Source organism: Mycobacterium sp. 852002-50816_SCH5313054-b, from assembly GCF_001667185.1.
In the GTDB taxonomy this organism is placed as follows: Bacteria; Actinomycetota; Actinomycetes; order Mycobacteriales; family Mycobacteriaceae; genus Mycobacterium.
Genome location: NZ_LZIC01000131.1, coordinates 68,361 through 92,607 on the forward strand (window position 1 = coordinate 68,361; position 24,247 = coordinate 92,607).

Consider the following 24,247-nt stretch of genomic DNA (forward strand, 5'->3'; position numbering starts at 1 on the left):
TGGGTGGGGCAGCAACCGGAAGCGTCGCAAGATCGCCGAGGCCAACCCACGTAACCCAGAAATGCACGCTTGGTAACCGAGTTCCGTGCTAGCGGGCGGCGGACCGAATATTTCGGGACGTCGCCCGCTTTACATTTGTGAAACAAATTCACTCGCGCCGCCACGAGGCCCGTCGGCTACCTATTCGCAAGTGACTCGGCGATCGACAAAGCCTCCTGCGCACCGGCTTGCAGCGCCCGGCAACACAGCACCACCCAGGCGCCCACGCCGCCCGGCGTGCCGTCGGCGAATCCCTCCGCGGCATCGCGATAGTCGGCGGGCTGCCGCATCCAACTCACCTCGGGCACACCCAATCCGTGTGGGTCCAGCCCGCTGGCGATCGTCACCAGCCGCGACACCGCGCGGGCGACGACGCCGTCCGCGCTGCCAAATGGCCTGAGCGTCAGCAACTCCCCGTGCGCGACCGCGGCCACCACCGGCGCCGGCGCCGACGTGCGGCCCGTCACCAACTCCCCCAGCAACTCCAGCCGCGGCCCAACCTCGGCGTCGGCCCGCGGACGGCCCAGCCGATCGTCATCGACCTGGTCGGCCGCCGCGAGCACGTGCAGACGCGCCAGGGCCTGCAACGGTGCCCGTTGCCATATTCCGATCAGGGGCCCTCCCCCGCCCTCGAGCTCCTGAGCCACCCGCAGTGCCCCGCCGAAAACCGGGTCGCTGACCCCGTTATGCGGCAAGTCGGCCTCGACGAGGTCGTCCAGCCGCACGGGACCGCCGTCGAGCACCGACGAGGCGCGCGCCGCCCGCAGCGCCGCTTCGGCGGCGGTCACCGGCCACCGCCGCAGGTTGGCCGGATGGCGGTGGGCGCGACCCAGCGCGTCGCGGGCCCGGTCGCTGGCCTCGGCGACACCGGGGAGTTCCAGCAGCGGGGCCAGCGGGTCAGACGTCATTGCTTGCCAACCTATCGGGGCGGCGACGACGGCCTGGGAATGGCCTCCAGCAATCGGCGCGTGTACTCGTGGCCGGGCCGGGTGAACAGCTCCTCGGTGGGCGCCTGTTCCACCACCCGGCCGGCGCGCATCACCAGGACGTCGTCGGCGATCTGCCGGATCACCGCCAGGTCATGACTGATGAACAGGTAGGTCAGACCCAGTTCGGCCTGCAGGTCGGCCAGCAGGTCCAGTATCTGCGCCTGCACCAGCACGTCGAGCGCCGAGACGGCCTCGTCGCACACCAGGACGTCGGGCCGCAACGCAAGCGCCCGAGCGATCGCGACCCGTTGCCGTTGCCCGCCCGAGAGTTCGCGCGGCAGCCGCCCCAGCGCCGAGGACGGCAGCGCCACGTGGTCGACGAGCTCGCGCACGGCGCGCTCGCGCTGCTTGCGGTCGCCAACCCGATGGATCCGCAACGGCTCCTCGACGGCCCGGAAAACCGAATACCTGGGATCCAAACTGCTGTAAGGGTTCTGGAACACCGGCTGCACCCGCCGCCGAAACGCCAGCGCCTTCTCCCGGTCCAGCGAGTCGTTGATGGGGGCCCCATCAAAGACCACCGTGCCTGAGGTGGGTGACAGCAGGCCCAACACCATCCGCGCCAGGGTCGATTTTCCCGACCCCGACTCTCCCGCGATCGCCAACGTGCTCGCCCGGCGCAGCCGAAACGACACGGCGTCGACGGCACGGAATTCGGCGCGACGCCACGGTACCCCGCGCGACTCGCGGTAGACCTTGGTCAGCCCGGAGGCGACGAGAATGTCGTCGGACGGCGCGTCTGGGGTGCCCGCCCGGGGCCGGGACGGACCCGGCGTCAGCGACGGGGCGGCGGCCACCAGTCGTTGGGTGTATTCGTGTTGCGGCTGTCGCAGAATAGCTTGCGCCGCACCCGATTCCACCACCCGCCCGCGGTGGACGACGATCAGGGACTCCGCCCGTTCGGCGGCCAACGCCAGGTCGTGAGTGATCAGCAGCAGCGCCGTTCCGAGTTCGGCCGTGAGCCCCTGCAGATGGTCCAGCACCTGCCGTTGCACGGTGACGTCGAGTGCGGAGGTCGGCTCGTCGGCGATGAGCAGCTTCGGCCGCGCGGCCAGGCCGATGGCGATCAGCGCGCGTTGGCACATGCCGCCCGAAAGCTGATGGGGATACCGGGCCGCCTGCTGGACCGGGTCCGGCATGCCCGCCTCGGCGAGCAGCTCGAGCGCGCGTCGTCGCGCGTCGCGGGTATCGGTGTTGGCCCGCAACGCTTCCCGGACCTGAAACCCGACCTTCCAAACCGGGTTGAGGTTGGTCATCGGGTCCTGGGGGACGTAGCCGATGGCGCGCCCCCTGATCGACCGCAGCAGCCGGCGGTCAGCGCCGGCGATGTCGCGCCCGTCGAAAACGATGCGCCCGGCGGAAATTCGCCCGCCGGGCGGCAGCAGCCCGAGGACCGCTGCGGCCGTCGTCGATTTTCCCGATCCCGATTCGCCGACCACCGCCACGGTCTGGCCGCGCCGCACCGTCAGGTCCACTCCGCACACGACGGGCGGATGAGCACCGAACCTGACTTCCAGGCCCTCGACCGACAGCAGCGGCGCCTCCTGGGTGCTCATGCGCGCCGTGCCCGCGAGCCGGGGTCCAGGGCGTCGCGCAGGGCGTCACCCATCATCATGAACGCGAGCACCGTAACCGCCAGCGCGCCGGCCGGATAGAACAGGATGGGCGAGCCCGACCGCAGCCGGCTCTGCGCCAGGTTGATATCGCCGCCCCAGGACACCACCGATGCCGGCAGGCCGACGCCGAGGTAGGACAGCGACGCCTCGGTGACGATGAACACGCCGAAGGCCAGGGTGCACACCGCGAACACGGGGCCCAGTGCGTTGGGCAGCACATGGCGAGCCAGGTTCTGGAAGTTGTTCAGCCCCAGGGCTTTCGCCGCGACCACGTAATCGCTGGCACGCACCTCGAGCACTGCACCGCGGGTTACCCTGGCCACCTGCGGCCAGCCGAACAGCGCGAGGATGGCGACCACCGTCCACACCCGGCGGTGGTGCATGACGCCCATGATCACGATGGCCGCCAGCAGCAGGGGCAGGCCAAAAAACACGTCGGTGATGCGCGAGACCACGGCGTCGATCCAGCCCCCGTAGAAGCCGGCCAGCGCACCCAGCGCGCCTCCGACGACGAACACGAGCAGGGTGGCCCCGAGCCCGACGGTCAGCGAGGCCCGCGCTCCGTACACGGTTCGCGCGTAGATGTCATGGCCTTGCAGATCGGTGCCAAACCAGTGCGCGGCCGACGGCCGAAGCAGGCTCTGGCTCGGATCGGCGTAGCTGGGATCGATGCCGGTGAACAACGCGGGGAACAACGCGACGACCACGATCAGCGCGATCAGCGCCGCGGCGACGACGAACTTCGGACGCCGGCGCAGCGCGCGCCAGGTGTCGCGCCAGAATCCGTGGCGCACTGCGATGCGCTCAGCCATAGCGGATCCGGGGATCGAGAGCGGCGTACAGCAGGTCCACCGCCAGGTTGGCGATCAGGTAGATGACCACCAGCACCGTGACGATCGAGACGACGGTAGGCGCCTCCTGCCGGGTGACGGCCTGATACAGGACGCCGCCGACGCCGTGGATGTTGAAGATGCCCTCGGTCACGATGGCCCCGCCCATCAGCGACCCGAGGTCGGCGCCGAGGAACGTCACCACCGGGATCAGCGAGTTCCGCAGGATGTGCACCGTCACGACCCGTCGCCGCGAGAGCCCCTTGGCGGTCGCGGTGCGGACGTAGTCGGCGTGCGCGTTGGCGGCCACCGCGGATCGGGTCAGCCGGACCACGTACGCGAATGACACCGCGCCCAAGACGATCCCGGGCAGCAGCAACCGCGCGAACGTCGCCCTCTCCCCCACGGTGACCGGCGCGATTCCCAGCCGGACGCCGAACACGAATTGCGCGACGAAGCCCAGGACGAATATCGGGATGGCGATGATGACGAGGCCTGCGATCAGCACCGTGGAATCGAAGATGCCGCCCTCGCGCAGGCCCGCCACCACACCGAAGCCGATCCCGAACACCGTTTCCACCGCCACCGCGATCAGCGCCAGCCGCACGGTGACCGGAAAGGCATGGGCCAGAACAGCACTGACCGGGAGTCCGGAATAGGAGCGCCCCAGGTCGCCGTGCAGGATCCCGCCCAAATAGCGCAGGTACTGCAGGATGAACGGATCGTCGAGGTGGTAGCGGGCCCGCAGCGCGGCGGCCACCGCGGGAGTCAGCGGCCGGTCCCCGGCCATTGCCGCGACCGGATCGCCGGGCAGCAGGAAGACCATGCCGTAGATCAGCAGCGTGGCGCCGAGGAAGACCGGCACCATGATCGCGATCCGCCGCGCGATGTACCAACCCATCTCAGCCCTTCACGATGTTCTCGTAGTCGGGCAGACCGTTCCAGGTGACCGCGACATTCTTGACCTCCGTCGACCATCCCACCACACCGATGTTGTCCCAGAGCGGGACAACGGGCATGTCGTGGAACAGGATTCGCTGCGCGGCGTTGGCCAGGGCATCCGACTGCCGAATAGTGGGCGCGGCCTCGGCGGCCGCCAGCGCCGCGTCGAATTCGGGATTGGCGTAGCCGACGTCGTTGGATCCCGCGCCCGTGGCGAACAATGGGGCGAGGAATTCGATCATGGAGGGGTAATCCCCCTGCCACGCGGCACGAAAAGCGGTCGCGATGGTGTGATTGGTGATCTCGGTGCGAAACCCGGCGAAAGTCGGCTGCGGAGCGCCGACGGCGTCGATGCCCAACACGTTCTTGATGCTGTTGGCCACCGCGTCCACCCATTCCTGGTTTCCGGCGTCGGCGTTGTAGGCGATGGCGTACTGGCCGCCCCACGCCGAGATGGCGTTGGCTTGCGCCCAGAGTTGCCGCGCGCGTTCGGGATCGAAGTTCAGGACGCCGTTGTCCGGCAGGTTCGGCTCGAAACCCGGCAGCGACCGCGCGGTGAAATCGCGCGACGGTGTGCGGGTGCCCATGAAGATCCGCTGACAGATCTGCTCACGGTTGACGGCGGCCGACAGCGCGAGCCTGCGCAGGCGGCCTTCCTCGCCGCCGAAGTGCGGCAGCCGCAGCGGGGTATCGAGGCTGTGCTTGACGGCCACGGGCCCACTGGTGACATTGTCGCCCAGGTCGCGCCGGTAGACCGGCAGCGCGCTCGGCGGAATCGTGTCCAGCACATCGAGATTGCCCGAGAGCAGGTCGGCGTAGGCGGTGTCGAGGTTGGCATAGAACTCGAACCGCAATCCTTTGTTGTGCGGTTTCCGGTTGCCGTGGTAGTCGGGGTTGGGCCGCAGATCGATCTTGACGTTGTGTTCCCAGGCCGGTCCGTCGGCGCTGTCGGCGAGCCGGTACGGACCGTCACCAAAAGGGTTGCGGCCAAACGCGGTCATGTCGCGAAATGCGGCGTCCGGCAATGGATAGAACGCGCTGTGGCCCAACCGCAACACGAAGTCGATGGTCGGCGCCGCCAGGCGCACGCTGAACTCGAGATCGTTGACCACCCGCAGCCCGGACATGGTGCGCCGCTTCGCATCACTCCCGGCGACGTCGTCGAACCCGTCGATCGGACTGAAAAAGCTTTGCTGCAGTTGCGCATTGGCGCTCAGGGCCCCGTAGTTCCATGCGTCGACGAACGAGTGGGCCGTCACCGGCGAGCCGTCGGTGAACCTCCAGCCGGGTTTGAGGACGATCCGGTAGTTGACGTTGTCGGTCGTCTCGATCGACTGGGCGACCTCGTTCGCGGGGTGGCCGGCGGCGTCGTAGGACACCAGACCGGCGAAGAGCCGGTCGATGATCCGGCCGCCGTTGCTGTCGTTGGTGCTGGTCGGGACCAGCGGGTAGGGCGGTTCCCCGCCGTTGACCAGTACGAGATCGGGGCTCAAGACACCGCCGCCGCAGCCGGACAGCGACCCCGCCGCCAGCGTCGTGGCGGCAAGGACGGCCAGCGCGGCCCGCATCGGACGCATGCCAGCGACCCTAGCGGCGCGCGCTGCGGAGCGCGGCGTAGCCGGGCGAGGCGCCGCGCGACTGTCGAAAGCGACGGCGAATAGCCGCAACGGGTGCCGCGGCTAGGATGGCGCCGTGACGTCGCACGAACTCGCTGTTCAGTTGAGATATCTGTTCGCGTTGTTCGGCGTCGGCACTGTTGGATTGGTCTGTCTGATCGCAGGGCTGCGCGCGCGGCGGCGCCGAAGCGGAATGTCGGCCACCACGCTGATCATCGTCGGTGTCGTCCTGCTGAACGTGGGTGGGCTGGGAATCGCCGGAAATCTCGTGACGGCGTACTACCCGAGCCCGTTCGACACCGACAAGTCCATGCGGGTCGGCCAGTGCGTTGACCAAAACACCTTTCTCGCAACACGTTTCAGTTCAGGTCCGGAAAACTCCTGCGCCAACCCGGCGAATACCTATGAACTCGCCTTCAGGGGCGGTCCCTCGGCAACCTGTCCGGACGGCAAACGGGATCGCTCCATCTACAACCGGTACACCGATAACTACACAATCCTGTGCTTTGCGCTCAATCTCAAGCAGGGCAAGTGCTACCAGCTGACCAACGGCGCCGAGACCATGACGATGACGCTGAGCGACTGCACCGTGCCACGAGCGCCGCAAACCAGAGTCATGCAGCGCATCGATGGCAGCACGGACGAAACGCGCTGCCCGCCCGAGGACAAGACCATCGCTTACCCCTTTCCACCGCGCGTCTACTGCCTGGCACCAATCGGTTCCTGACCAGCGCGCCGTCAGCCCGCGACGACGGGGTGGACCTCCAGTCGGCAGGCGTCGATGGTGGCGGCCACGGTGAACACCTGAATGATGTCGGGCGGGCTGACGGCCAGGTCGATGTAGGTCGGGCACGCGTTGCCGTCGGCGTCGAAGCCCAAGCCCTCGACGATCGCGTGCCCCTGCGTCGATAGCGACAGCGTGACGCTCGGCGGCGCATCGAGTCCGGCCGGCAGGCCACCCATGTACCCGCGGGGCGTGGGCTGGGCGTGGATGGGCGGACCACCGGTGCCCGAGTCGACCCCCGGATAACCGGTGAGCGTGCAGGGGTCCGCGCCGCCGGCGAGGGTGAACATCAGCGTCAGCCCGCGGTGGCCCGCGGCGCCCTGCGCCGGGGACGCGCTGACCGCGACCTGGTCCGACCAGCACGGCGCCGGCTGGTCGACAATGTCGGCCGGCTCGGCCCACGCCGATGGCCCCAGCAGGATGGTGGCCGGGTAACCCGTTGCGGCCACGGCAAGGCTGATGACCCGTGGCGATCGCAAGCGCGGTGTAGCCGGGCGTGGCGGGTCGCCACCATGGAGTCGGCGACGGAGGCGCCGCCTGTGCGGTCTCGGCACATCGGTGATTATCTGCCAGGGCGGTGCATTTGACCCTGGATTGGCAAGCGGCTTTTCACCTCAAAGGTCTAGGCTCACTGACGGTTGACGCGCCTCGACATTAGGAGAAACCAGTGACCGCCACCCACACCGAGGGCCCGTCGTCGTATCCGCCGCCGGCGCAGTTCGTCGAGCAGGCCAACGCCGGTGAGGAGCTCTACCGCGAGGCCGAGGAGGACCGCCTGGCGTTCTGGGCCGAGCAGGCCAACCGGCTCACCTGGTCGACGCCGTTCACCGAGGTGCTGGACTGGTCGCAGGCGCCGTTCGCCAAGTGGTTCGCCGACGGCAAGCTGAACGTCGCCTACAACTGCGTCGACCGCCATGTGGAGGCCGGCCACGGGGATCGGATAGCCATCCACTGGGAGGGCGAACCCGGCGACAGCCGCAACCTCACCTATTCCGATCTGCAGGCCGAGGTGTGCAAGGCGGCCAACGCGCTGACCGACCTCGGTCTGGTCGCCGGCGACCGCGTCGCGATCTACCTGCCGTTGATCCCCGAGGCCGTGATAGCGATGCTGGCCTGCGCGCGCCTGGGCATCATGCACAGCGTCGTGTTCGCCGGGTTCACCGCCAAGGCGCTGCGCGCGCGCATCGCCGACGCCCAGGCCAAGCTGCTGATCACGAGCGATGGCCAGTTCCGCCGCGGCAAGCCGGCGCCGCTGAAGGACGCGGCCGACGAGGCTGTCGCCGATTCCGACAGTTCCGTCGAACGCGTTCTGGTGGTGCGGCGCACCGGAATTGACGTGTCCTGGAACGACGAGCGCGACCTGTGGTGGCACGACGCCGTCGACGCCGCTTCGCCCGAACACACTCCGCAGCCGTTCGACGCCGAACAGCCGTTGTTCCTGCTGTACACCTCCGGCACCACCGGCAAGCCGAAAGGCATCGTCCACACCAGCGGCGGCTACCTCGCCCAGTGCTCCTACACGCACTACTACGTCTTCGACATCAAGCCCGAAACCGACGTCTTCTGGTGCACCGCGGACATCGGCTGGGTGACCGGACACACCTACGGTGTCTACGGTCCGCTGTCCAACGGCGTCACCGAGGTCCTCTACGAGGGCACGCCCGACTCACCTACCCAGCACCGGCATTTCGAGATCATCGAAAAGTACGGCGTGACAATCTATTACACCGCCCCCACGCTCATTCGCACGTTCATGAAGTGGGGACGCGAGATCCCCGACGCGCACGACCTGTCCAGCCTGCGGCTGCTCGGGTCGGTCGGCGAGCCGATCAACCCGGAGGCCTGGCGTTGGTACCGCAAGGTGATCGGCGCCGATCGCCTCCCGATTGTCGACACCTGGTGGCAGACCGAAACGGGTTCCGCGATGATCACCCCGCTGCCCGGGGTGGCCGCGGCCAAACCGGGTTCGGCGATGCGCCCGCTGCCGGGCATCTCAGCCAAGATCGTCGACGACCACGGCGACGAGCTCCCGCCGGCCAATGCCAAGGGCGAGCACGCCAGCGGCTACCTGGTCCTGGACCAGCCGTGGCCGTCGATGCTGCGCGGCATCTGGGGCGATCCGGACCGCTACGTCGAGACCTACTGGTCCCGGTTCGCCGAGCAGGGCTGGTATTTCGCCGGCGACAGCGCCTATTACGACTCCGACGGCGCCATCTGGGTGGTCGGTCGCATCGACGACGTCATGAACGTGTCGGGGCATCGGCTCTCGACCGCCGAGGTGGAGTCGGCGCTGGTCGGCCACATCGCGGTGGCCGAGGCGGCCGTGGTCGGCATGACGGACGAAACCACCGGCCAGGCGATCTGCGCGTTCGTCGTCCTGTGCGCCGACTTCGAGGTGCACGACGGGATCGTCGACGAGCTGCGCGTGGAGGTGGCGCGCGAGATCTCGCCCATTGCCAAGCCGCGCGAGGTCCACGTCGTGCCGGAACTGCCCAAGACCCGCAGCGGCAAGATCATGCGCAGGCTGTTGCGCGACGTCGCCGAGAACCGGGAGTTGGGTGACACGTCGACACTGCTGGATCCCGGCGTGTTCGACGCGATCAAGTCCGGGAAGTAGGGCCCGTCAGCCCGGCAGCGGCACGAATCCGGCGCCGGGCCGGTGCTTGGCGTTGATGTCGGCGAGGTCGGCGTTGATCGACATGACCACCGCCGGGGTGTGCAGCGGGATGTACTTGATGATGCAGGTCGGCAGGTTGTCGCTGAACGCTCCGTGGATCATCCCGACCAGCAGGTTGTTGACGGTCACCGGCGCGCCGGAGTCACCCGGCTGGCCACACACCTGCATGACGATGGTGCCCGGGTCCTGGCCCGGCCCCCAGGTGACACCGCACGAATTGCCGGTCGTGCGGCCCTGTTTGCACGCGATCTGGCCGAAAGCCGGATCCGGACCGATGCCGCTGATCAGGAACCCGTTGTAGTTGGCCACCGGCGCCACCTTGGCCGGATCGAATTTGATCACCGCGTAGTCGAGGACGTCGTTGCCCGCGACCATGACGCCCAAATTGCCCCTGTTCTGCGCGGCCTCGGCGGCGACCTGCGCGCCCGGACCGCCGCAGTGTGCGGAGGTGAAGCCGATCATGTCGCCGGCCGCATCGGTGCCGATCGTGGTCAGGGTGCACATCGTGTCCCCGTTGATGACGATGCCGGCCCCACCACCCATCGGCACCCTGTCATCGGCTCCCGCGTGGGCGGGCATGGCTATGAAGGACACCAGCACGGCCACCATCGCCGCCCGGTAGCAACGGTAGGCCGTCTGCAACGCAACACTCCCATCGAGCGGTCGGGCATCCCCAGTGGCCCGGTCAGTCTAGTCGGCTAAGGTGTGCGGTTCGCCACGGTCGGTGTCGTAGCTACGCCGCTGTCCTTATTCCTTTCCCGCTCAAGGGGATCGCTCACTGTACCTTCCCGTCGTCGGATTCGCTGTCTGGAATCCCCGCCCTCGGCCTTCAGCTGCCCTCGTCTGGCCCGGCACCGCATGGCAACATAAACCGCGACGAGAGAACCGAGAGGACGGGTCTGTGAGCAAAGACGATCGCAACAACGGTGTGCCGAGCACACTGACCACGATTCCGTTGGCCGACCCGCACGCCAGGCCCGCCGAGCCGTCGATCGGTGACCTGATCAAAGACGCCTCAGCGCAGGTCTCCACGCTGGTGCGCGCCGAGGTCGAACTGGCCCGCTCGGAGATCACCCGGGACGTCAAGAAGGGCCTGACCGGCAGCGTCTATTTCATCGCCGCGCTGGTGGTGCTGTTTTACTCCACGTTCTTTTTCTTCTTCTTCGTCGCCGAACTCCTCGACACCTGGCTGTGGCGGTGGGTGGCCTACCTGATCGTGTTCGGGATCATGGTGGTGGTCGGGGCCGTGCTGGGGCTGCTGGGCTTCCTGAAGGTCCGCCGCATCCGGGGGCCCCGCGAAACGATCGAATCGGTCAAGGAGACGCGCACGGCGCTCACCCCCGGGCACGACAAGGCCGCCACCGAGGCCAAGCAACTTCCCGGAACCACCGGCGGCCGGCACGAAAAACCCGCGGATCCCTCGGGTTGGTAGATGCCGGCACCAGATCCGTCGGTCACCCGCATCGACGGGCCGTGGCGCCACCTGGACGTGCACGCCAACGGCATCCGATTTCACGTCGTCGAAGCCCTGCCGGGCGGACAGGATCCGGCGGTTCCGCCCGCGGAGCCGGCGACGGCGCGGCCACTGGTGATGCTGCTGCACGGTTTTGGATCGTTCTGGTGGTCCTGGCGCCATCAGCTGCGCGGGCTGACCGGGGCGCGCGTGGTCGCGGTCGACCTGCGCGGCTACGGCGGCAGCGACAAGCCGCCCCGCGGTTACGACGGCTGGACGCTCGCCGGCGACACGGCCGGGCTCATCCGCGCGCTGGGACACTCGTCGGCGACCCTGGTCGGCCATGCCGACGGCGGCCTGGCCTGCTGGGCGACCGCGCTGCTGCATTCGCGGCTGGTGCGCGCCATCGCGCTGATCAGCTCGCCGCACCCGGCGGCGCTGCGGCGATCCACGCTGATGCGCCGCGATCAGGGTTACGCGCTGCTGCCGACCTTGCTGGCTTACCAGCTACCCCTCTGGCCGGAACGCGTGCTGACCCGGGACAACGCGGCGGAGATCGAGCGCCTGGTCCGGCGCCGCAGCTGCGCCAAATGGGTTGCCTCCGAGGATTTTTCACAATCCATTGGTTATCTGCGGACCGCGATCCAGATTCCCGGCGCCGCGCACTGCGCGCTGGAGTACCAGCGCTGGGCGGTGCGCAGCCAGCTGCGCGGCGAGGGCCGGCGTTTCATGCGGTCGATGAGCCAACAGCTCGGTATGCCGGTGCTGCACCTGCGCGGTGACGCCGATCCCTACGTGCTGGCCGACCCGGTGGATCACAGCCAGCGCTACGCGCCGCAGGGCCGCTATCTATCCATTGCCGGCGCAGGGCATTTCAGCCACGAGGAGGCGTCCGAGGAAATCAACAGGCACCTGATGAAGTTCCTCGAGCAAGTGCACGGGCCCCGCGTCAGCTGACGCAGGAGCCGGTGGCCACCTGTCGCGTGTCACCGATCTTGGAAAGCTGGGAGGCCACCTCGTCGGCCGTCAACACGAACCCCGTGTCGGGGTCGTCGACGGCCGCGCCGAACACTACGCCGAGCACGTGGCCGTTGAGGTCGATCAACGGTCCACCCGAATTACCCTGTTCCACACTGGCTCTGATGGTGTAGACGTCGCGGGTGACCGGCGCCGGATCCCGATAGATGTCGGGGCCGCTGAGCCTGATGGCCTCTCGAATCCGGGCCGGGGTCGCGGTGAAGTTGCCGCCCCCCGGATAACCCAGCACCACAACGCTTTCCCCGCTCTTCGCCTCGCCCTGGGCGAAGGCCAGCGGCGGGGGCGGCAGGTTCGGGACGGCGAGGATCGCGATGTCGACCGACGGGTCATAGGACACCACGGTGGCGTCCAGGGGATTGCCGCTCGCGTAGATCTGGACGCTGTTGGACCCGGCCACCACGTGCGCGTTGGTCATCACCCGGTCGGGGGCTATCACGAATCCGCTGCCCTCCAACACTTTTTGGCAGCTCGGCGCCAGGCTGCGCACCTTGACGACGCTGGGCGCGGTGCTTGTCACCACCGGGTTGTTGGCCAGGGCGGGGTCCGGCGAGGCGACCGGAATCACCGGGGTGCGGCTGAAGGGCTCGAGCACCGCGGGCAGCCCGGAGGTGTTCAGCAGCGCCGAGAGCCGCTTGGGCACCGTCTTCAGCCAGGGCGGGGCCAGCTCATTGACCTGGGCGAGCACCCGCGATCCCTTGACCGCGGAGGCCAGCTCGGGCTGGTCCTTGGACTGTGTCAGCGGCGTCGCCAACAGCCACGCCGCGGTCAGCACCACGATGAGCTGAACGCCCACCCCGATGACGGAGTCGACCAATCGTATTGTGCGGCTGCGGATTGCGCCCCGAACGGCACGGCCCAGCACCACGCCGGCGACCTCGCCGACGACGACCAGTGCGAGGATCAAAAACAGCGCGGTGAAAAGTTTCGCGCGAGGCGCGGCGATGTGGCTGACGATGTGGGGGGCCAGCAGCACGCCGGCGATGGCACCCAGCAGCACGCCGACAAACGACAGCAGGGAGCCCAGCGCGCCCGAGCGCCAGCCCGAGATGGCCGCGATGAAGGCGACCGCCAGGACGGCGATGTCCAGCCACTGCGACGGGGTCATCGCGTTCATGTTCATCGGCGGGTGCCACCCTCGTCGCCGACCAGCACCATCGCCTCGTCCAACTCGCGGATGTCGGTGGTGTCCCAGGGTTGGGCCCACCCGGCGACGTCGAGCACCGCGGAGATCACCTGGCCCGTGAATCCCCAGACCAGCATCTGGTTCAACAGAAAAGCCGGCCCGGCCCAACGGCGGCCGAGGTTGCCGCGGTACACCATCAGCCGGTTCTCCGGATTGATGAAGGCGCGCACCGGAACTCGCGACACGATCGCCGTTTCGGTCTCGTCGACGACGGCCACCGGGCCGGGGTCCGGCGAATAGGCAAGCACCGGGACAACGTGGAACCGTGACGGCGCAATGAACGTCCGCTCCATCGTGGCAAGTGGATGCAGCCGGCTGACGTCGATCCCGGTTTCCTCGTACGCCTCACGCAGGGCCGTGGCCACCGGACCGTCGTCGGCGGGATCGGACGCGCCGCCGGGAAAGGCCGCCTGGCCGGCGTGGTGGCGCAGCGTCGAGGCCCGCACGGTCAGCAACAGATCGGCATCGTCGGGGAGGCCGCCGCCGTCCGGGCCGGACTCCGGACCCGAGAACAACACCAGAACGGCGGCCTCACGGTCGGCGCCGAGTAACGATTCCATCGATGACGCGGCCTTGGCTGCGGTCACCATCGCCAGCACGCCGGCCGGCAGCCGATGCCGGTACGCCTCGGGGATCTGACCCACGTTGTCGACCAGCGGACGCAGCCAGGACGGTGACACGTCGGGCCTGAGCGGAACCGGCGCCCGCCCGTGGGTTGGGTCCCCGTTAGGCGGGGGCGTACCCCCAGCGCTCACCGGCACCTCCCTCGGCCTCAACCCGCATCGTTTCCGACGGCAGCCGCGATCTCGTCGGCATTGGCAAAAGGCCGCGGCAGCATTTTCGCAACGCTACCGTCCGGCCGGAGGACGACCGTCGCAGGCATCACATTTACCACACGCAGCGCAGCCGCGACCCGACGACGACCGTCCTGCAGGGTCGGGAGGCGAACACCCAACTCCGCCAACCGCAGTAATGCGGCCGTCTCGTTCTCGTCCTGGTGCACCGTCACGACCATCACGTCCGACCCGACCCGCCGTTGGTACTCGGCCATCGCGGGAAGTTCGGCGGCGCAGGGCCCGCACCAATAGGCCCACAGATTGAGGACCACCCGGCGTCCTGCGAGCGCGCGGGCGACGTCGACGGCCGAGCCGTCGGCGGCACACTCCACCGTGATGCCGCGCAGCGCCTCAGGACCGGGGCCGGCCCCTGCGGCCGGACACGGCAGCAGGTTCGCGCGCTGCCGGGGACCCGCCAGCGTGGCCGGGTTGTCGGCGTCGCGGTGTTCCCGGGGGGCCGGCGTCTGAGTCGTCGCGGTCGGCGAAGAACTGTCGTGCAACTGGGCCACCAGGGCCACCACCAACGCCGCCACCACCGCCAGCATCGCGATGGTCCAGCGGGTCGTCCGGGTCAAGGTCTCCGGCCCCGGTATTAGAGCCCCACCAGGGCCAGCAAGTGCTCGGTCTCCGGCCCCTGCACCAGGGGCGCGGCGAGCAGCGGTTCGGTCGGCCCGAGGCCGAACGACGGGCAATCCTTGGCAAGGATGCAGGCGCCGCATGCCGGTTTGCGGGCGTGGCACACCCGGCGGCCGTGGAAGATCACCCGGTGGCTCAACATGGTCCACTCGCGGCGTTCGATCAGTTCCCCGACCGCGTGCTCGATCTTCACCGGGTCCTTTTCCGCCGTCCAGCGCCACCTCTGCACCAGCCGCGAGAAATGGGTGTCGACGGTGATTCCCGGGATGCCGAAGGCGTTCCCGAGGATGACGTTGGCGGTTTTGCGCCCCACACCCGGCAGGGTGACCAGTTCGGCCATGGTCGACGGCACCTCGCCGTCGAACCGTTCGACCAGGGCCTGCCCGAGGCCGATGAGAGAGGCCGCCTTGTTGCGGAAGAAGCCGGTGGGACGGATGAGATTCTCGAGTTCGTCGCGGTCGGCCTTCGCATAGTCCAGCGCCGAGCGGTATCGCTTGAACAGCGCGGGCGTCGTCAGGTTGACCCGTTTGTCGGTGCTCTGCGCCGACAGGATGGTGGCCACCGTCAGCTCCAGGGGCGTCGTGAAATCCAGTTCGCAGTGCGCGTCGGGAAACGCTTGCGCCAGTGCGCGATTCATCCTCCGGGCCCGGCGCACCAGGCCAACCCGGCTCTCGGGGCTTTCCGGAGCCTTGCGCCGGCCGTTGGCGGCACCGTCTTGCGTGGCCGGCGTTGACTTCGAGCGCCCGGATGCCTTAGCCGCTGTCACCTACGACAGAGTACTGATTTCGTGATCTGGCTGAGACCTAAGCCATGTTTACTCTCCTTGTGTCATGGTTGCTGGTGGCGTGCGTTCCCGGGCTGCTAATGCTCGTGGCGCTCGGCCTCGGGCGGCTGGAATCCGACCTCGCCCACGACACCGTCACGACTCACGATGTCGACGAATTCCTCGACCATGCGGAGGCCGTCGATGTGCACACACTGGCCCGTGAGGGCATGCCGGAGGCGCTGGAGTACCTGCATCGGCGCCAGGCGCTGCGGCTGACCGAGGCGCCACCGCCCGGACCCCGCCACGCCGCGCCGGAGTTTGCCATCGCCTTCGGCACCCGCGACGAGCCCGGACTGCCGACGCGAGTGGGAGCCCATTCGCATGTCAATCCGCAATTTAGGGGGGCTCGACACGTCAATCGTGTGTAGCGTGGCTCGTTGGACACAATTCGCTTACCTCTAGACTTACGTCACACGAGCAGGGTCGGCCTGCCCGTACACATAATCGGAAAGCTGAAGAGGCAACGTGGACGAGATCCTGGCAAGGGCAGGAATCTTCCAAGGGGTTGAGCCCGGCGCGGTCACCGCGCTGACCAAGCAATTGCAACCCGTCGACTTCCCGCGCGGGCACACGGTTTTCGCCGAAGGGGAGCCCGGGGATCGGCTGTACATCATCGTCTCGGGGAAGGTCAAAATCGGGCGGCGTTCGCCCGATGGCCGGGAAAATCTGCTGACCATCATGGGCCCGTCGGACATGTTCGGTGAATTGTCGATCTTTGACCCGGGCCCACGGACTTCCAGCGCCACCACGATCACCGAGGTGCGGGCGGTGTCGATGGACCGCGACGCGCTGCGGGCCTGGATCGCCGACCGGCCGGAGATCGCCGAACAGTTGCTGCGGGTGTTGGCCCGGCGGCTGCGGAGGACCAACAACAACCTGGCCGACCTGATCTTTACCGACGTGCCGGGCCGGGTCGCCAAGCAGCTGCTGCAGCTGGCCCAGCGCTTCGGCACCCAGGAGGGTGGCGCGATGCGGGTCACCCACGACCTGACCCAAGAGGAGATCGCCCAACTGGTGGGCGCGTCCCGGGAGACGGTGAACAAGGCCCTGGCCGATTTCGCCCACCGAGGCTGGATCCGGCTGGAGGGCAAGAGCGTGCTGATTTCGGATTCCGAAAGGCTGGCCAGGCGCGCTCGCTAGCCGGCTGCCGAGCAGACGCTACTCAGCCCGCAGGTAGGTCAGTTGCGCCTGAACCGACCACTCGGCCGCGTCCCATAGTTTCTCGTCGACGTCGACGTAGACGTGTTCGACGACCTGGCGGGTGGTCGCGTCCTCGCCGAGTTCCCGCAACGCCGCGCGCACCTGCTCCAGACGTTCGTGCCGGTGCGTCAGGTAACCGGCCGCGACGGCCTCCAGATTCGGCAAATCCGGCCCGTGCCCGGGCAATACCCTGCGCCGGCCCAGGCCACGTAGCCGCCGCAGCGATTCGAGGTAGTCGGCCAAGCTGCCGTCCTCCTTGTCGATGACGGTGGTGCCGCGGCCCAGCACGGTGTCCGCCGTGAGCACGGCGTCGTCGAGGACGAACGACAGTGAGTCGGCGGTATGGCCGGGCGTCGCCATCACCTTGATCTTCAGGCCCGCCGCATCGATCACTTCGCCATCGACGAGCTCGCCGCCGAGGCCGCGCAGAAACCCGCTGCCCGCCGACCGGACGGTCGCTCCGGTGCGTTCGACCAGCTTGTCGATGCCGTCGGTGTGGTCGCCGTGCCGATGACTGATCAGCACCAGGGAGATGCGGCCGGCGGCGGCGACCCGTTCGATGTGCTCGTCGTCCTCCGGGCCGGGATCCACCACAACCATCTCGTCGCTGCCCGCGCCGCGCAGCACCCAGGTGTTGGTGCCCTCCAGCGTCAGCAGGCCGGGGTTGTCGGCCAACAGGACCGAGACGGTGTCGGTGACCGCCCGCAACCTGCCGTACGCGGGATGGGTCAGCGGCTCGGCAACCTCGGTCACGGGCCCGCGCCGACCTCCACGATCAGCTCCACCTCGACCGGCGCGTCCAGCGGCAGCTCGGACACGCCGACCGCCGAACGCGCGTGCGCCGCTGCGTCACCGAATACCTCGGCGAGCAGCTCGGACGCGCCGTTGACGACGCCTGGCTGGCCGTTGAAACCCGGAGCCGAAGCGACGAACCCGACCACCTTGACCACCCGGGCGACGGCGTCGATGCCCACCAGCGAATTCACCGCCGCGAGCGCGTTCAGGGCGCAGATCCGCGCCATCGCTTTGCCCTGTTCGGGGCTGACGTCGGCGCCGACCTTGCCGGTCCCCGCCAGCCGGCCGGACTCCATCGGCAGCTGACCCGAGGTGTAAACGAGGTTCCCGGTTCGTACCGCCGGTACGTAGGAGGCCAGCGGCGCAGCCACCTCCGGGAGCGCGACCCCGAGCTGCCCCAGCCGGGCGGAAGCAGTCATCTCTATTTGGGGCGCTTCAAATACGCGACATGCTGTTCGCCGGTGGGCCCGGGCAGTACGGACACCAGCTCCCAGCCGTCGGCCCCCCACTGGTCGAGGATCTGTTTGGTCGCGTGCGTGAGCAGCGGGACCGTGACGTATTCCCATGCGGTGGGTTGGCTCATGACGCGAGCTTATCGGTCGGCGTTCTACGGCTCTGGCCTGCCCAAGCGCCGCGCGGCGGCCGGGCTAGCATGCGATGGTGGCATCCACTCCTAGCGGCGGCAGTTCGGTCGGCTGGCCATCGCGCCTGTCGAAGGCCCGCCTGCATTTCGTGACCGGTAAGGGCGGGACGGGTAAGTCGACGGTAGCGGCCGCGCTGGCACTGACGCTGGCGGCGGGCGGCCGCAAGGTCCTGCTCATCGAAGTCGAAGGCCGCCAGGGGATTGCGCAACTTTTCGACGTCCCGCCCCTGCCCTATCAGGAACTCAAGATCGCCACCGCCGAGCGGGGCGGCGAGGTCAACGCGCTGGCGATCGACATCGAGGCCGCGTTCCTGGAGTACCTGGACATGTTCTACAACCTCGGCATCGCGGGCCGGGCGATGCGCCGCATCGGCGCCATCGAGTTCGCGACGACGATCGCGCCGGGCCTGCGCGACGTGCTGCTCACCGGCAAGATCAAGGAGTCGGTGGTGCGCCTCAACAAGGGGTCCAAGAACCCGGTCTACGACGCGGTGGTCGTCGACGCGCCGCCGACGGGCCGTATCGCCCGCTTCCTCGACGTCACCAAGGCGGTGAAGGACCTGGCCAAGGGCGGCCCCGTCTTCTCGCAAGCCGAGGGGGTGGTGAAGCTGCTGCATTCCGACCAGACCGCTATCCATCTGGTCACGCTGCTCGAAGCGCTGCCCGTGCAGGAAACGCTGGAAGCCATCGAGGAGCTTGCCGAGATGGAACTGCCGATCGGCAGCGTGATCGTGAACCGCAACATCGCCTCCATCCTGGAGCCGCGCGACCTGGCCAAGGCCGCCGAGGGGGACGTGGACGCGGACTCGGTGCGGACCGGCCTGGGGATGGCCGGAATCAAGCTCAACGACGCCGACTTCGCCGGCCTGCTGACCGAGACCATCGAGCATGCGACCCGGATCACCGCACGCGCCGAGACCGCGCAGCAGCTCGACGCTTTGAAGGTGCCACGGCTGGAGCTGCCGGCGATCTCCGACGGCGTCGACCTCGGCAGCCTGTATGAGCTTTCCGAATCGCTTGCGCAGCAGGGTGTTCGATGAGTACCGCGCCGACAACCCTTGATATGGCGGCAATCCTGGCCGACAGAGCGAACCGGGTCGTCGTGTGCTGCGGCGCCGGCGGCGTCGGTAAGACCACCACCGCGGCGGCCATGGCGCTGCGGGCGGCCGAATATGGCCGCACCGTATGTGTTTTGACGATCGACCCGGCCAAGCGGCTGGCGCAAGCACTCGGAGTCAACGACCTCGGCAATACGCCTCAGCGGGTGCCGCTGGCGCCCGAGGTGCCCGGCGAACTGCACGCGATGATGCTCGACATGCGCCGCACGTTCGACGAAATGGTGGTCCAGTACTCCGGACCCGGTCGGGCACAAGCGATCCTGGACAACCAGTTCTATCAGACCGTCGCGACATCACTGGCCGGCACGCAAGAGTACATGGCGATGGAAAAGCTCGGCCAACTGCTGGGACAGGACCGCTGGGACCTGGTGGTGGTGGACACCCCCCCGTCGCGCAACGCGCTGGACTTCTTAGATGCGCCCCAACGACTGGGCAGCTTCATGGATAGCCGACTGTGGCGGCTGCTGCTAGCCCCCGGTCGAGGGATCGGTCGATTGGTCACCGGCGCAATGGGTTTGGCGATGAAGGCGCTGTCGACAGTGCTCGGCTCGCAGATGCTCGGCGACGCGGCTGCGTTCGTGCAGTCGCTGGACGCCACCTTCGGCGGCTTCCGCGAGAAGGCCGACCGCACTTACGCGCTACTGAAAAGGCGCGGCACTCAGTTTGTGGTGGTGTCGGCCGCCGAGCCGGACGCGCTGCGCGAGGCGGCCTTCTTCGTCGACCGACTGTCGCAGGAAGCCATGCCGCTCGCCGGGCTGGTCTTGAACCGCACCCATCCGACACTGTGTTCCCTACCGGTCGAACGGGCGATCGACGGAAGCGAGACGTTGGACGCCTCGGATTCCGAGGCGGCCGCGCTGGCCGCCGCGGTGCTGAGGATTCACGCCGACCGCGCGCAGACCGCGAAACGGGAGGTCAGGCTGCTCTCGCGGTTCACCGGAGCCCACCCGCACGTGCCGGTCGTCGGGGTTCCGTCGCTGCCGTTCGACGTTTCTGATCTGGAGGCGCTGCGTGCGCTCGCCGATCAGATCACCGCCCTCGGTGACGATGCGGCCCGCGCGGCGGGGCGCTGATCCTCTTGCTGCCGAGCGTGAAATCACGATAAATCGCGCCGAAAATGCGTCGCGCACTTCACGCTTGGCAATTGTCGGTGACGGCCCGATCCTATTGATCACACGCCAGTAAGGACACGGCGACGGCTATTTGACATGAGCCAGTCTTAGCCGGAAGAGGGTTTTCGTTGCTGCCGAATTCGTATTGAGCACAAGCCAGCTCGTATTGAACATGCGCCAGTGTGCTATTGGACATGATCCAGTTGGACCGGCCGACTAGGGCTGTAACAGTAACGTAATTATGAAAACCGTTATTTTCAAAACTAATGGACGGGTTCCCGGCCGATTGCGCAACCGTGCCGTAATAATGATGGCGTCAGCCGGCGGTGCGGCCGCGGCGCTTTTCGAAGAAGTCCGACCAGGAGAGGACGTCGGGATGCTGCTTGAGCAGAGCCCTCCGCTGGCGCTCGGTCATGCCGCCCCACACCCCGAACTCGACCTTGTTGTCCAACGCGTCGGCCCCGCACTCCTGCATCACCGGGCAATGCCGACAGATCACCGCCGCCTTGCGCTGGGCGGCGCCCCGAACAAACAGTTCGTCGGGGTCAGTGGTCCGACACAGCGCTCTTGAGACCCAGGCGATCCGATCTTCGGCGTCGACGCTGTGAAGTACCCCCTGTGCAGCCGCAATGTTTGTTCTACGCGCGGCCGGCCGTGAACCTGACACGAGCTGTTCCCTTCCTTCCGACCGCTCGTCGCGGCCGCCCTCCTCGGGTGCAGACCCTGCTTGCGATCTACGCCACACCATGCGATTCGGTGTTATCTGAATCTCACCGTGTGTCTAAGTTAGGTGGTCAGGTGGCAATTGCGCAACAGTCTGATAACGCTTTTTTTGGGACGCGCGTGCAGTCTTGTCGGAAATCATAAGCCCGGCCATGGGACCACGCACTTCGGCGCAGTGGATCCTCGGTGACGGAGTCGCAAATTTTGTTGTCCTGCCCACCGTAAGTTCGCTGGTCACGGCAGGGGAGAGTCGCTGGTCATCGGCGGGAAGAGGCTTTGGTCATCTCATGGCGTGGCCAGCTGATGAGGGGCCGCTACCCTAGAACGCATGTCAGACCGCCCCCCGGCCGCGCTCACGATTCTCAAGCTCGCGGGGTGCTGCTTATTGGCCAGCGTCGTCGCCACGGCGCTGATGTTTCCGCTCGCCGGCGGCGTCGGGCTGATGTCCAACCGGGCCTCCGAAGTGGTCGCCAACGGGTCGGCGCAGCTGCTGCAGGGCGAGGTGCCGGCGGTGTCGACGATGGTCGACAAGAAGGGCAACGTCATCGCCTGGCTGTATTCGCAGCGCCGGTTCGAGGTGCCCACCGACAAGATCGCCAACACTATGAAGCTGGCGATCGTCTCGATCGAGGACAAGCGGTTCGCCGACCACAACGGGGTGGACTGGAAGGGCACCCTGACCGGGCTGGCGGGCTACGCCTCCGGCGACGTCGACACCCGCGGCGGCTCGACCATCGAGCAGCAGTATGTGAAGAACTACCAACTGCTGGTGACCGCGCAGACCGACGCCGAGAAGCGCGCGGCCGTCGAAACCACCCCGGCGCGCAAGCTGCGCGAGATCCGGATGGCGCTCACGCTGGACAAGACCTTCACCAAGCCCGAGATCTTGACCCGGTACCTCAATCTGGTCTCGTTCGGCAACGGCTCGTTCGGCGTGCAGGACGCGGCGCAGACCTACTTCGGCATCAACGCGTCGGACCTGAACTGGCAGCAGGCGGCGCTGCTGGCGGGCATGGTGCAGTCGACCAGCACGCTGAACCCGTACACCAACCCGGACGGCGCCCTGGCCCGGCGGAACCTGGTCTTGGACACCATGATCGAGAACCTGCCCCAGGAGGCCGACGCCCTGCGGGCGGCCAAGGCCACGCCCCTGGGCGTACTGCCGCAGCCCAACGAGTTGCCGCGCGGCTGCATCGCGGCCGGCGACCGCGCCTTTTTCTGCGACTACGTCCAGGAGTACCTCTCGCGCGCGGGGATTAGTAAGGAACAGGTGGCCAGGGGCGGCTACCTGATCCGCACCACGCTGGACCCCGACGTGCAGATACCGGTCAAGGCGGCCATCGACAAGTTCGCCAGCCCGAACCTGCCGGGAATCTCGAGCGTCATGAGCGTGATCGAGCCCGGCAAGACCTCCCACCACGTCATGGCGATGGCCAGTAACCGCAAGTACGGGCTGGACACCGAGGCCGGCGAAACGATGCGACCGCAGCCGTTCTCCCTCGTCGGGGACGGCGCGGGGTCGGTCTTCAAGATCTTCACGACGGCAGCGGCGCTGGACATGGGCATGGGCATCAACGCCACGCTCGAGGTTCCGGGCAGGTTCCAGGCCAAGGGCATGGGCAGCGGTGGGGCCAAGGGCTGCCCCAAGGACACCTGGTGCGTGGTCAACGCGGGCAACTACCGGGGCTCGATGAACGTCACCGATGCGCTGGCCACCTCGCCCAACACCGCGTTCGCCAAGCTGATCCAGCAGGTCGGCGTCACCCGCACGGTCGACATGGCGATCAAGCTCGGGCTGCGCTCCTATGCTGACCCCGGCACCGCCCGCGACTACAACCGCGACAGCAACGAGAGCCTGGCCGATTTCGTCAAAAGGCAGAACATCGGCTCGTTCACCCTCGGCCCGATCGAGGTGAACGCCCTGGAGTTGTCCAATGTCGCGGCGACGTTGGCATCCGGCGGGGTGTGGTGCCCGCCGAACCCGATCGACAAGCTGATCGACCGCAACGGCAACGAAGTCTCCGTGACCACCGAGACCTGCGATCAGGTGGTGCCCGAGGGGCTGGCGAACACCATGGCCAACGCGATGAGCAAGGACGCGGTGGGCAGCGGCACGGCCGCCGGTTCGGCCGGCGCGGCGGGCTGGGACCTGCCGGTGTCGGGTAAGACGGGAACCACCGAGGCCCACCGCTCGTCCGGCTTCGTGGGTTTCACGAGCCACTACGCGGCCGCGAATTACATCTACGACGACTCTCCCAACCCGACCGACCTGTGCTCCTCGCCGCTGCGTCACTGCGGCGAGGGTGACCTGTACGGCGGCAACGAGCCGGCGCGTACCTGGTTCACCGCGATGAAGCCGATCGCGACCAACTTCGGGCCGGTGGCGCTGCCGCCCACCGACCCGCGCTACGTCGACGGCTCCCCCGGTTCCCGGGTGCCGGCCGTCACCGGCCTGGAGGTCGACATGGCCCGCCAGCGCCTCAAGGACGCCGGCTTCCAGGTCGCCGACCAGACCAACTCGGTCAACAGCAGCGCCAAGGCCGGCGAGGTGGTCGGAACGACGCCCAGCGGCGCGACGATCCCGGGCTCGATCATCACGATCCAGGTCAGCAACGGCATCCCGCCGGCTCCGCCGCCGCCGCCCGCAGGTCCTGCCAGGGCAGCGGCTCGCCACGGACCCGATGCGACGGGTTGGTGAGGTAGTTCAGCGGGTTCTTCAGCCGCGGTCCGAAGTAGTCGTTGCTGCCGAAGACGAACACGCCCGGCCGCGACAGCAGGTCGCCGAGGGTCTGCACCACCGCGGGCACCGCCTTGGGGTGGGCCAGGTTGTCGCCCGTGTTGACCACCAGGTCGGGTTCCCAGGCGGCCAGCTCGCGCAGCCAGGCCTGTTTGCGGCGCTGGTTTGGCAGCATGTGGAGGTCGCTGAGGTGCAGCACCCGAAGCGGTGTGGACCCCGGCGACAGGACGGGCATGGTGATCTCGCGCAGCACGAACGCGTTGCGCTCGACGAAAGCCGCATAACCGATGCCGGCCAGGGTCGAGCCGAGCGCTACCGCGCCGGTGCGCATCAGGACGGGCATAACTTCAGCCATCCGGACAGCCTACTGCCGGTTGGCTTCTGGCCGCGTATAGCTTGCGCCACGCGCCCGCGCGCCTAGGGGGGGGGGGGGCGGGTGGGGCAAGCTATACGC

At 67.9% G+C, this 24,247-nt stretch carries 24 protein-coding genes and 1 pseudogene; 9 read left to right on the forward strand and 16 right to left on the reverse strand.

Annotated elements, in window-relative coordinates:
- Positions 1 to 176: 176 nt before the first annotated feature.
- The 5 genes from A5787_RS23735 to A5787_RS23755 are packed head-to-tail and all read right to left on the reverse strand — an operon-like array spanning position 177 to position 5,993.
- Entirely contained in the window at positions 177 to 947 is a 771-nt protein-coding gene (locus A5787_RS23735) for an oxidoreductase (protein WP_066971602.1), read from the reverse strand.
- An 11-nt stretch (positions 948 to 958) separates the two neighbouring features.
- The gene (locus tag A5787_RS23740) at positions 959 to 2,584 is read right to left on the reverse strand and encodes an ABC transporter ATP-binding protein (RefSeq protein ID WP_066971604.1); all 1,626 of its coding nucleotides are present in this window, start codon (positions 2,582 to 2,584) and stop codon (positions 959 to 961) included.
- Positions 2,581 to 3,456 carry an ABC transporter permease gene (locus A5787_RS23745; protein WP_066971606.1) on the reverse strand — a complete coding sequence of 292 codons (876 nt, stop codon included), beginning with the start codon at positions 3,454 to 3,456 and terminating at the stop codon, positions 2,581 to 2,583. The genes A5787_RS23740 and A5787_RS23745 overlap by 4 nt, the downstream gene beginning before the upstream one ends.
- Positions 3,449 to 4,375: an ABC transporter permease gene (locus tag A5787_RS23750; protein ID WP_066971608.1), complete on the reverse strand. Its 927-nt coding sequence runs from the start codon at positions 4,373 to 4,375 to the stop codon at positions 3,449 to 3,451. Before A5787_RS23750 ends, A5787_RS23745 begins: the two co-directional genes overlap by 8 nt.
- Before the next feature lies 1 nt (position 4,376).
- Positions 4,377 to 5,993, reverse strand: coding sequence for an ABC transporter substrate-binding protein (locus A5787_RS23755; protein WP_066971610.1), 1,617 nt, complete (start codon positions 5,991 to 5,993; stop codon positions 4,377 to 4,379).
- A gap of 115 nt (positions 5,994 to 6,108) precedes the next feature.
- On the opposite strand from A5787_RS23755, the gene A5787_RS23760 reads away from it, so the two are divergent.
- Positions 6,109 to 6,759: a hypothetical protein gene (locus tag A5787_RS23760; protein ID WP_156764098.1), complete on the forward strand. Its 651-nt coding sequence runs from the start codon at positions 6,109 to 6,111 to the stop codon at positions 6,757 to 6,759.
- Between the two features lie 11 nt (positions 6,760 to 6,770).
- Here A5787_RS23760 and A5787_RS23765 read toward each other — a convergent pair whose 3' ends face one another.
- Positions 6,771 to 7,265 (reverse strand): DUF4232 domain-containing protein, encoded by a 495-nt coding sequence (locus tag A5787_RS23765; protein ID WP_231994133.1) that lies wholly within the window; start codon positions 7,263 to 7,265, stop codon positions 6,771 to 6,773.
- Between the two features lie 218 nt (positions 7,266 to 7,483).
- On the opposite strand from A5787_RS23765, the gene acs reads away from it, so the two are divergent.
- Positions 7,484 to 9,433, forward strand: coding sequence for an acetate--CoA ligase (gene acs, locus A5787_RS23770; RefSeq protein ID WP_066971613.1), 1,950 nt, complete (start codon positions 7,484 to 7,486; stop codon positions 9,431 to 9,433).
- 6 nt (positions 9,434 to 9,439) lie between these two features.
- Here acs and A5787_RS23775 read toward each other — a convergent pair whose 3' ends face one another.
- Complete coding sequence (locus A5787_RS23775) at positions 9,440 to 10,135, reverse strand: serine protease (protein WP_156764099.1); 696 nt, start codon at positions 10,133 to 10,135, stop codon at positions 9,440 to 9,442.
- A gap of 259 nt (positions 10,136 to 10,394) precedes the next feature.
- On the opposite strand from A5787_RS23775, the gene A5787_RS23780 reads away from it, so the two are divergent.
- On the forward strand, positions 10,395 to 10,925 hold the full coding sequence (locus tag A5787_RS23780) for a phage holin family protein (RefSeq protein WP_066971617.1): 531 nt from the start codon (positions 10,395 to 10,397) through the stop codon (positions 10,923 to 10,925).
- Positions 10,926 to 11,903 (forward strand): alpha/beta fold hydrolase, encoded by a 978-nt coding sequence (locus tag A5787_RS23785; protein ID WP_066971619.1) that lies wholly within the window; start codon positions 10,926 to 10,928, stop codon positions 11,901 to 11,903. It abuts the gene before it with no gap.
- Here the strand turns inward: A5787_RS23785 and marP are convergent.
- Genes marP through nth form a run of 4 tightly spaced genes read right to left on the reverse strand, consistent with a single transcriptional unit; the run spans position 11,896 to position 15,276 of the window.
- Positions 11,896 to 13,089, reverse strand: coding sequence for an acid resistance serine protease MarP (marP, locus tag A5787_RS23790; protein ID WP_156764100.1), 1,194 nt, complete (start codon positions 13,087 to 13,089; stop codon positions 11,896 to 11,898). The genes A5787_RS23785 and marP overlap by 8 nt on opposite strands.
- 11 nt (positions 13,090 to 13,100) lie before the next feature.
- Positions 13,101 to 13,922 (reverse strand): CoA pyrophosphatase, encoded by an 822-nt coding sequence (locus tag A5787_RS23795; protein WP_066971660.1) that lies wholly within the window; start codon positions 13,920 to 13,922, stop codon positions 13,101 to 13,103.
- 17 nt (positions 13,923 to 13,939) lie between these two features.
- A complete protein-coding gene (locus A5787_RS23800) occupies positions 13,940 to 14,548 on the reverse strand; it encodes a TlpA disulfide reductase family protein (protein ID WP_066971658.1) in 609 nt (202 codons plus the stop codon).
- Between the two features lie 47 nt (positions 14,549 to 14,595).
- Positions 14,596 to 15,276, reverse strand: a complete 681-nt coding sequence (gene nth / locus A5787_RS23805) for an endonuclease III (protein ID WP_066971623.1) — start codon at positions 15,274 to 15,276, stop codon at positions 14,596 to 14,598.
- A gap of 173 nt (positions 15,277 to 15,449) precedes the next feature.
- On the opposite strand from nth, the gene A5787_RS23810 reads away from it, so the two are divergent.
- Complete coding sequence (locus A5787_RS23810; RefSeq protein ID WP_066971625.1) at positions 15,450 to 15,833, forward strand: hypothetical protein; 384 nt, start codon at positions 15,450 to 15,452, stop codon at positions 15,831 to 15,833.
- 97 nt (positions 15,834 to 15,930) lie between these two features.
- Entirely contained in the window at positions 15,931 to 16,605 is a 675-nt protein-coding gene (gene crp, locus A5787_RS23815; RefSeq protein WP_036465140.1) for a cAMP-activated global transcriptional regulator CRP, read from the forward strand.
- Positions 16,606 to 16,623: 18 nt separating this feature from the next.
- On the opposite strand, the gene A5787_RS23820 is transcribed toward crp, so the two are convergent.
- The 3 genes from A5787_RS23820 to A5787_RS27505 are packed head-to-tail and all read right to left on the reverse strand — an operon-like array spanning position 16,624 to position 18,043.
- Entirely contained in the window at positions 16,624 to 17,418 is a 795-nt protein-coding gene (locus tag A5787_RS23820; RefSeq protein ID WP_066971627.1) for an MBL fold metallo-hydrolase, read from the reverse strand.
- Complete coding sequence (locus A5787_RS23825) at positions 17,415 to 17,879, reverse strand: RidA family protein (RefSeq protein ID WP_066971629.1); 465 nt, start codon at positions 17,877 to 17,879, stop codon at positions 17,415 to 17,417. Before A5787_RS23825 ends, A5787_RS23820 begins: the two co-directional genes overlap by 4 nt.
- A gap of 2 nt (positions 17,880 to 17,881) precedes the next feature.
- Positions 17,882 to 18,043, reverse strand: coding sequence for a DUF4177 domain-containing protein (locus A5787_RS27505; RefSeq protein WP_007166633.1), 162 nt, complete (start codon positions 18,041 to 18,043; stop codon positions 17,882 to 17,884).
- 74 nt (positions 18,044 to 18,117) lie between these two features.
- Between A5787_RS27505 and A5787_RS23830 the strand changes: the two genes are divergently transcribed.
- Positions 18,118 to 19,143 (forward strand): ArsA family ATPase, encoded by a 1,026-nt coding sequence (locus A5787_RS23830; RefSeq protein WP_066971631.1) that lies wholly within the window; start codon positions 18,118 to 18,120, stop codon positions 19,141 to 19,143.
- Positions 19,140 to 20,294 carry an ArsA family ATPase gene (locus A5787_RS23835; RefSeq protein ID WP_066971633.1) on the forward strand — a complete coding sequence of 385 codons (1,155 nt, stop codon included), beginning with the start codon at positions 19,140 to 19,142 and terminating at the stop codon, positions 20,292 to 20,294. Before A5787_RS23830 ends, A5787_RS23835 begins: the two co-directional genes overlap by 4 nt.
- 355 nt (positions 20,295 to 20,649) lie before the next feature.
- Here the strand turns inward: A5787_RS23835 and A5787_RS23840 are convergent, their stop codons facing one another.
- Positions 20,650 to 21,000, reverse strand: coding sequence for a WhiB family transcriptional regulator (locus A5787_RS23840; protein ID WP_066971635.1), 351 nt, complete (start codon positions 20,998 to 21,000; stop codon positions 20,650 to 20,652).
- A gap of 384 nt (positions 21,001 to 21,384) precedes the next feature.
- Here A5787_RS23840 and ponA2 point away from each other — a divergent pair, with 384 nt between their 5' ends.
- Positions 21,385 to 23,754 (forward strand): transglycosylase/D,D-transpeptidase PonA2, encoded by a 2,370-nt coding sequence (ponA2, locus tag A5787_RS23845; protein WP_066971637.1) that lies wholly within the window; start codon positions 21,385 to 21,387, stop codon positions 23,752 to 23,754.
- Here ponA2 and A5787_RS23850 read toward each other — a convergent pair.
- Positions 23,684 to 24,148, reverse strand: a pseudogene (locus tag A5787_RS23850) (metallophosphoesterase); the annotation flags it as partial. The gene ponA2 and the pseudogene A5787_RS23850 sit on opposite strands and share 71 nt — an antisense overlap.
- Between the last annotated feature and the right edge of the window lie 99 nt (positions 24,149 to 24,247).

What these genes read in the sequence shown, in the direction of transcription:
- A5787_RS23825 (WP_066971629.1), bottom strand. Translation starts at nt 17,879, where the DNA reads ATGACTGCTTCCGCCCGGCTGGGGCAGCTCGGGGTCGCGCTCCCGGAG.
- ponA2 (WP_066971637.1), top strand. Translation starts at nt 21,385, where the DNA reads ATGTCAGACCGCCCCCCGGCCGCGCTCACGATTCTCAAGCTCGCGGGG.
- A5787_RS23745 (WP_066971606.1), bottom strand. Translation starts at nt 3,456, where the DNA reads ATGGCTGAGCGCATCGCAGTGCGCCACGGATTCTGGCGCGACACCTGG.
- A5787_RS23740 (WP_066971604.1), bottom strand. Translation starts at nt 2,584, where the DNA reads ATGAGCACCCAGGAGGCGCCGCTGCTGTCGGTCGAGGGCCTGGAAGTC.
- A5787_RS27505 (WP_007166633.1), bottom strand. Translation starts at nt 18,043, where the DNA reads ATGAGCCAACCCACCGCATGGGAATACGTCACGGTCCCGCTGCTCACG.
- A5787_RS23755 (WP_066971610.1), bottom strand. Translation starts at nt 5,993, where the DNA reads ATGCGTCCGATGCGGGCCGCGCTGGCCGTCCTTGCCGCCACGACGCTG.
- A5787_RS23785 (WP_066971619.1), top strand. Translation starts at nt 10,926, where the DNA reads ATGCCGGCACCAGATCCGTCGGTCACCCGCATCGACGGGCCGTGGCGC.
- marP (WP_156764100.1), bottom strand. Translation starts at nt 13,089, where the DNA reads ATGACCCCGTCGCAGTGGCTGGACATCGCCGTCCTGGCGGTCGCCTTC.
- A5787_RS23835 (WP_066971633.1), top strand. Translation starts at nt 19,140, where the DNA reads ATGAGTACCGCGCCGACAACCCTTGATATGGCGGCAATCCTGGCCGAC.
- A5787_RS23735 (WP_066971602.1), bottom strand. Translation starts at nt 947, where the DNA reads ATGACGTCTGACCCGCTGGCCCCGCTGCTGGAACTCCCCGGTGTCGCC.
- A5787_RS23750 (WP_066971608.1), bottom strand. Translation starts at nt 4,375, where the DNA reads ATGGGTTGGTACATCGCGCGGCGGATCGCGATCATGGTGCCGGTCTTC.
- A5787_RS23830 (WP_066971631.1), top strand. Translation starts at nt 18,118, where the DNA reads ATGGTGGCATCCACTCCTAGCGGCGGCAGTTCGGTCGGCTGGCCATCG.
- A5787_RS23800 (WP_066971658.1), bottom strand. Translation starts at nt 14,548, where the DNA reads ATGCTGGCGGTGGTGGCGGCGTTGGTGGTGGCCCTGGTGGCCCAGTTG.
- A5787_RS23810 (WP_066971625.1), top strand. Translation starts at nt 15,450, where the DNA reads ATGTTTACTCTCCTTGTGTCATGGTTGCTGGTGGCGTGCGTTCCCGGG.
- nth (WP_066971623.1), bottom strand. Translation starts at nt 15,276, where the DNA reads ATGAATCGCGCACTGGCGCAAGCGTTTCCCGACGCGCACTGCGAACTG.